Genomic DNA, 6,821 nt, shown 5'->3' with positions numbered 1-6,821 from the left:
GATGGCGGTGCCGTTCCGGGGGATCACCACGCGGGAGGCCCTGCTCATCGACGGCCCGGCGGGGTGGGGCGAGTTCGCGCCCTTCGTGGAGTACGGCGACGAAGAATCCGCGGCGTGGTTGCGCGCCGGGTTGGAGGCCGCCTACCAGGGCTATCAGGGACTTGACTTGGGGGATCGTGCCGTGCGAATCAATGGCACGGTGCCCGCCGTTGCCGCGTCTGAGGTCGAAGGTGTGCTTGAGCGCTTCCCGGGGGTGGGTACCTTCAAAATCAAGGTGGCAGAGAAAGGGCAATCGCTTATCGACGATCTGGCTCGCGTCGCCACCGTCCACACCCACCGCCCCGACGCGGAGCTGCGCGTGGATGCGAATGGTGGGTGGACTGTAGATGAGGCAATCCAGGCGGCCGAGGCGTTAGCGGAGGCTGCTGGCGGGATGCTGCGCTACATCGAACAGCCCTGTGCAACGGTGGAGGAGCTCGCCGAGGTGCGCCGCCGGACGGATGTTCCGGTTGCTGCGGATGAGTCGATTAGAAAGGCAGCAGACCCCTATCGCGTGGCCGCGCTTGATGCGGCCGATGTCGCGGTGGCGAAGGTTGCGCCACTGGGTGGAGTGGGCAATACGCTCACCATCGCGAAAGACCTTGCCGCGCACAATATGAGCATCACCGTTGCCTCGGCGCTAGATACGGCAGTGGGGATTGGTGTGGGGTTGATCGCGGCGAAGGCGGTGGAGACGTCGATAACTGATAGCCCTGTGACTGTTAATGCCGCGGGGCTGGGCACGCAGCGGCTGTTTGCAGAGGATGTTGCGGAAAAACAGGAGCTTCGTGGAGGCTGCTTAAACGCCGCCACGTGCGAGCCTGATCCGGACCGCTTGATGGCGTTGGCCGCCTCAGGGAAGCGCAAGGATTTCTGGTTTGACCGGCTGCGACGGTGCTGGGACATCCTTGGTGTCACCGGTGGCAGCTACGATGTGCCTTATGGATGATCAGACGCGCAGGATCCCGCAGGCTAATTCGGACGACCAGACGGAATACATGGGCTCAACCTCGCCGGCGCCACGGCAGTACATGCCGAATGAAGATAATCAGACGGCGTACATCGGTAATTATTCCCCCGAATATGAGGACCGCTACAGCGAACCGCAGCCGTATGACGAGCCGTATCATCCGGGTGGTTACAACGGGCATGGCCAACACGACCAGTATGGGCAGCAGTTTGCGCCCGATAACGCGGAGAAAACCAACAACACCACCATTGTGCTGGGGGTAATCGCAGTACTTGTTGCACTAGCCGGTGTGGTGCTGTTCTTCCTGTGGCGGGGTGCGGAATCGCGCGCGAACCAGCCGCCACCAGCGCCGGTCACTCTCACTGAAACGGAGACCGTGACTACGGGGAAGGACAGCTTCTGGGAAAGCCTGTTCAACAGCGAAAAGGACGGTGACGGCGAGGTCACACTTCCAACGGAGATTCCCAAGGATCTGCCCACCGAGATTCCAACGGAGGTACCGGAGGATGTCAAGGATGATTTCCAAAGCATGCTGGATGATCTGAAGAAGATTCTCGACGAAATGAAGGCGTCCAACTAGATCCACATAGATCTAATGAGAAAGAGGATGGCTAACTCAGTGGATTCCCCCGATTCACTTGAACTGGCACAACATGTGGCACGGGTACTCGCAGAGCACGTCACGGATGTTGTTTTGAGCCCCGGTTCACGTAATTCCCCGCTTGCGTTCGCCTTGCTGGCGCGTGAGGACATCACGGTGCACGTGCGGCTTGATGAGCGTTCGGCAGCTTTCACTGCCCTTGGTCTTGCACGTGTGCAGCGGCGCCATGTGGGTGTGGTGATGACGTCGGGCACTGCCGTAGCCAATGCTTTCCCAGCGGTGGTGGAAGCCCACATGTCCCACACACCACTGGTGGTGGTGAGTGCGGACCGGCCGGAGCGTCTCGTGGGCACGGGCGCGTCCCAAACCATCTGGCAGCAGGGCATTTTTGGCCGTTACGCGGAAACCCAACAGGTCACTACCCAGGCTGACCCGATCTCCTTTGTGGCTGACCAGGTGCACATCAACGTTGCCTTTGACACTCCGCTCGTACCGCAAGCACTGCCTGAGCAGGCGGGCCAGCCGCGCCGGGTGGGGCCGGGCCATCTGAAACGCGACGGTGCTGGTTTTGTGGACCACGGCGCGGTGGACGTGGACTTGGGCAAAAACACGCTTGTCATCGCTGGTGATGAGGCGTGGGAGGTACCGGGACTGGAGCACGTGCCCACCATCGCGGAGCCGACTGCCCCAACACCGTTCCACCAGGTCCACCCCTTGGCGGCGCGTTTCTTCGTGCAAGACGAGGTAGCTATTAGTCATGACGGTGGGGACTTCGCGGCGTCGACAAAACCGGAGCAGGTCATCGTTGTTGGCCATCCGACGCTCCACCGGGATGTGTTGGCGCTCATGGCAGATTCGACCATTGAAGTCATTGGACTGTCCCGCACAGACACGTTCACTGGTAACCCGCAGCGCCGTGGCAGCCGCGTGAACGTCACGGGGCAGCCCACCGATACGTGGTTGAAGATCTGCGAGGCAGCAGGTGACGTTGGTGTACAGACAGTGCGTGATGCCCTGGCAGATGAGTCGTTTGGGTTCACCGGCCTGCACGTCGCCGCAGCTGTGTGTGACACGTTGGGTGTGGGCGACACGATGGTTCTGGGGTCTTCCAACCCAGTGCGTGATGCCAGTTTGGTGGGTATGCCCTTCGATGGTGTATCCACATATGCGGCGCGTGGCGCAGCCGGCATTGATGGCACGATCTCCCAGGCCATTGGCATTGCCTTGGCCACGCAGGCGCTCCATCCGGAGGAGATCCGCGCACCCCGCACCGTTGCCTTGATGGGGGACCTTACGTTCCTCCATGACATTGGCGGGCTGCTCGTGGGCGGTGAAGGGATCACGCAGCCACGGCCGAGCAACCTCACTATCGTCGTGGCCAATGACAATGGTGGTGGCATTTTCGAAGGGCTTGAAGTGGGGGCGCCAACGCTGCGCGAGCAGTTTGAGCAGGCTTTTGGTACGCCGCATGATGTGGATATTGAGTCCCTGTGTGAAGGCTATGGTGTGGCCTATGCGCGGGCAGAAAGCACTGCGGAGTTGCTGGATGAGTTGATGGACAACATCGATTCCCCGCACCCCATCCTGGTGATCGAGGCTGTGACTACCCGCGCTACCCGCCGGGAATTGGCCGAGCGGTTGAAAAAATAGGGTGGAAAAGTAGGGTGAAAGGGCACCAGGAGTGAGGATTGTTGTGACGCGGGAGATCGCCCGCCGTAGGCTCCACCAGCTGATCATCGTGTTGTACATGTGCGCGATGCTCGGCAGCGTGGCCATGGTGGCAGGTCCGGCGTACAACGATTACCTCATTGCCAAGGACCCTGGCCGGGGTATCGCCACGGTGAACAGTGTGTCCACGCTGCGCATGTCGGTTGAATACCAGGATGAGCAAGGGCGCTTCCACACTCCGCCGTACGGCCTGCTCTACCCGTCCGGCATTGGGGAAGGGCAGCAGGTGTGGGTGGCGTATGCCAAGTCCAACCCGGACATCGTGAAGGTGGAGGGCCGTCAGTGGACGTTGGCTATCATCCCGGCGCTATCGGTCGCTGTTGCGTCCACCTTGATCGCGGGTCTTGCCTGGTGGGCAGTGAGCACCCTTGCCAAACCCCGTGCCCGTCGGGCGGGAAAATTAACCTAAGGTTCCCCGCAATTCCATGACGTGTTCGGTGTGACGGTGAATAATGCGGGCATGCGTGTTGCCATTGTTGCCGAGTCCTTCCTGCCCAACGTCAATGGCGTAACCAATTCGGTCCTGCGGGTGTTGGAGCACCTCAAGGAGACGGGGGTTGAGGCCGTGGTGATCGCTCCTGGCGCTCGCGAGTACCAGGAGGAAATCCCGGACTACATGGGCTTTCCCATTGTTCGTGTGCCCACGGTGATGGTGCCCCGCGTGGATTCCTTACCCGTCGGGATTCCTAGTGGTCGGGTGCTTAAAACGGTGAAGGAGTTCAAGCCGGACATTATCCATTTGGCTAGTCCGTTTGTGTTGGGTGGGATTGGGGCGATCGTGGCAAAGCAACAAAAAGTGCCGTGCATTGCGCTGTTCCAGACTGACGTGGCGGGCTTTGCCGCGAAGTACCGCCTGGGTTTATTGGAATCGGCGGCGTGGCGCTGGACGCGCACCTTGCACAATATGGCGCAGATGACGCTGGCGCCGTCGTCAGTAGCGATCGCGGCCTTGGAGGAGCACAAGGTAAAAAACGTGCACAAGTGGGGCCGCGGAGTGGATTCGGTGTTGTTCCATCCACGGAAGCGCAGGGGGGATTTGCGTGCGAAGTGGGACCCGACGGGGGAGAAGAAGCTCGTGGGATACGTGGGACGGTTGGCGTCGGAGAAAGGCGTGGAGCGTCTCGCGGCGCTGTACGGGGACCCGAATATTCAGCTGGTTATCGTGGGTGACGGGCCGCTGCGGCGTGATTTGGGCAAGCTGATGCCAGACGCGGTGTTCACCGGTCAGTTGGGCGGCGAGAAGCTGGCGGCTGCCTACGCCAGCCTGGACCTGTTTGTGCACCCGGGCGAGTTTGAAACATTCGGGCAAACACTCCAAGAAGCCCAAGCTTCGGGTGTGCCGACGATTGGGCCGCGCGCCGGAGGTCCCATCGACACCATTCAGGAAGGCTACAACGGCCTTCTATTGGATGTGGAGACGTTTGCGCGTGATCTTCCGGCAGCAGCGGCGCACATTCTTGCCGAGGACAACCTGGCCACCATGAGCACCAATGCGCGGGCCTCTATCGAGGACAAGACATGGCCGGCGCTGTGTGATCAGCTGTTGGGCTACTACAACGACGTGCTTGATGCGTACCCCAAGCACAAGGGAACCGCCCGTTTCCCGCGCATTCACCCTGCATAACGTATCCGGGTGGGGGCATGCGCGGGCGGGTGACTTAGACTCGATGGCTATGGCCAAGGCGAACCTGGAGAAGGACCCACACGATGTGGCGGGAATGTTCGATGATGTGGGAAAGAACTACGACATCACCAACACGGTGATGACGGCTGGCCTGGACCGCTACTGGCGCAAACGCACCCGTGAGCTTCTCCACGTCAAGCCGGGGGAGAAAGTCCTCGACCTCGCCGCCGGCACCGCCGTGTCCACCGTCGAACTAGCTAAGTCCGGCGCATGGGTCGTGGCGTGTGATTTCTCTCAGGGCATGCTGCGTGCCGGGGCGCACCGCGAGGTGCCGAAGGTGTGCGGGGACGCAATGCACTTGCCGTTCGCGGATGAATCTTTTGATGCCGTGACCATCTCCTACGGTTTGCGCAACGTTCACGACTTCAAGGCCGGCCTGCGTGAAATGGCGCGCGTGACCAAACCAGGTGGGCGTCTGGTGGTCAATGAGTTTTCCACCCCCGTTGTCCCCGTGTTTTCCCAGCTGTACAGCCGCTACCTGCCCAAGATGATCCCGCTTCTGGGCAAGGTCTTTTCCTCCAACGCGCCGGCCTATGAGTACTTGGCGGAATCCATTAAGGCATGGCCCGCACAAAAGCAGCTTGCCAGCGATATCAACGCCAATGGCTGGGCTGAGTGCGAGTGGAAGAACCTCGCCTTCGGCATTGTTGCCCTGCACCACGCCGTGAAAAATTAAGTCCTTGTGTGAGCGTTAGCTCACACGGGGCTCCAGAGCGGCGTATCCGCGCGCAGCCGGCTGACGGCCTTCCCAGCCGTGCGCCACGCCCGGGCAACCAGATCTTTGTCCTCCTCCGTGATCAGATTTCCCATGAGGCGTGCTGCTGCCGGCATGAGGTAGCGGCCACCAAGATTGCGCATGGCCACGGGCCCAGCGATGGGGAGGAACTGGGGATACGTAAGCAGCCGTGCGGCGGTGCGCGCCAACATGAAGGCTTCGCCGTAGCTCTCCCGCAAAACCCATGGCCAGGCCAGGGTGGCATCCGCGCCGGGGCTCATGGATTCGATGAGGTTCACAGCCATGATGGCCGTTTCCAGCCCGTAGTCGATGCCCTCACCGTTGAGGGGGTTGACGCAGGCGGCGGCATCGCCGATGAGCATCCAGTTCGGACCAGCCACGCCGCTAACTGCGCCGCCCATCGGAAGCATGGCCGAGGTGATGTTCTGCGGTTCGCCCAGGCGCCACTCCTTACGCACCTGATCCGCGTACTGCACCAGCAGCTTCTTGGTGTTCACCTTCGCCGGGCGCGCATCGGTGGACAGCGCACCACAACCAAGGTTGACCTGACCGGAACCAAGCGGGAAGATCCAGCCGTAGCCGGGTTGGATCTGTCCTGACGCATCGTTTAATTCGACGTGGGAGTGCATCCAGGGTTCGCTAGCAAGCGGGGAAGCGCAATATGAGCGCGCGGCGATGCCGTAGACCTCCCCACGGTGCCACTGGCGGCCGAGCTTTTTGCCGAAGGGGGAGCGCACACCGTCCGCCACAATCACCCAGCGCGCGTGGATCTGGCCGCGGGGAGTTTCCACCGCGGAGATGAAACCGTCCGACCCGAAGGAGACCCCCGTGGCCGGGCAGTCGTAGAACACATCGGCGCCGGTGGTGGCTGCTAGGTCGGCCAGGGCGGCATCGAAAATAGCGCGCGGACTGGCGGACCCCTCGGTGCCGTAGATGCTGCGTGACCACGGTGCGGTGACGGAACCCCCATACCCGTGAAGCTTCAGGCCACGATTGCGATAGGTGGGCAGCGCTGATTCCAGCCCCAGGGTTTTCAGCGCGTGGACCGCGCGGGGCGTCAGGC

7 protein-coding genes are annotated in these 6,821 nt (G+C 61.6%); 6 read left to right on the top strand and 1 reads right to left on the bottom strand.

Features of this window, described 5'->3' with window-relative positions; all coding sequences use genetic code 11:
* Position 1: 1 nt before the first annotated feature.
* Genes F4V54_RS09690 through F4V54_RS09665 form a run of 6 tightly spaced genes read left to right on the top strand, consistent with a single transcriptional unit; the run spans position 2 to position 5,698 of the window.
* The gene (locus F4V54_RS09690; protein ID WP_150387001.1) at positions 2 to 988 is read left to right on the top strand and encodes an o-succinylbenzoate synthase; all 987 of its coding nucleotides are present in this window, start codon (positions 2 to 4) and stop codon (positions 986 to 988) included.
* On the top strand, positions 981 to 1,589 hold the full coding sequence (locus F4V54_RS09685) for a hypothetical protein (RefSeq protein ID WP_150387000.1): 609 nt from the start codon (positions 981 to 983) through the stop codon (positions 1,587 to 1,589). Before F4V54_RS09690 ends, F4V54_RS09685 begins: the two co-directional genes overlap by 8 nt.
* Positions 1,590 to 1,616: 27 nt before the next feature.
* Positions 1,617 to 3,260: a 2-succinyl-5-enolpyruvyl-6-hydroxy-3-cyclohexene-1-carboxylic-acid synthase gene (menD, locus tag F4V54_RS09680; protein ID WP_150386999.1), complete on the top strand. Its 1,644-nt coding sequence runs from the start codon at positions 1,617 to 1,619 to the stop codon at positions 3,258 to 3,260.
* Positions 3,261 to 3,315: 55 nt separating this feature from the next.
* On the top strand, positions 3,316 to 3,747 hold the full coding sequence (locus F4V54_RS09675) for a DUF3592 domain-containing protein (RefSeq protein WP_150387004.1): 432 nt from the start codon (positions 3,316 to 3,318) through the stop codon (positions 3,745 to 3,747).
* A 51-nt stretch (positions 3,748 to 3,798) separates the two neighbouring features.
* Entirely contained in the window at positions 3,799 to 4,962 is a 1,164-nt protein-coding gene (locus F4V54_RS09670; protein WP_150387003.1) for a glycosyltransferase family 4 protein, read from the top strand.
* A 49-nt stretch (positions 4,963 to 5,011) separates the two neighbouring features.
* Positions 5,012 to 5,698 carry a demethylmenaquinone methyltransferase gene (locus F4V54_RS09665; RefSeq protein WP_102724274.1) on the top strand — a complete coding sequence of 229 codons (687 nt, stop codon included), beginning with the start codon at positions 5,012 to 5,014 and terminating at the stop codon, positions 5,696 to 5,698.
* Between the two features lie 20 nt (positions 5,699 to 5,718).
* Here F4V54_RS09665 and F4V54_RS09660 read toward each other — a convergent pair.
* Positions 5,719 to 6,821, bottom strand: a 1,103-nt coding sequence (locus tag F4V54_RS09660) for a geranylgeranyl reductase family protein (protein ID WP_211359477.1), incomplete at its 5' end; no start/stop codon positions are given.

Origin of the sequence: Corynebacterium tuscaniense, from assembly GCF_008693065.1 — a bacterium.
GTDB lineage: Bacteria > Actinomycetota > Actinomycetes > Mycobacteriales > Mycobacteriaceae > Corynebacterium > Corynebacterium tuscaniense.
The sequence above is the reverse complement of the archived record's forward strand: the minus strand, read 5'-3'. Positions and strand labels throughout refer to the sequence as shown.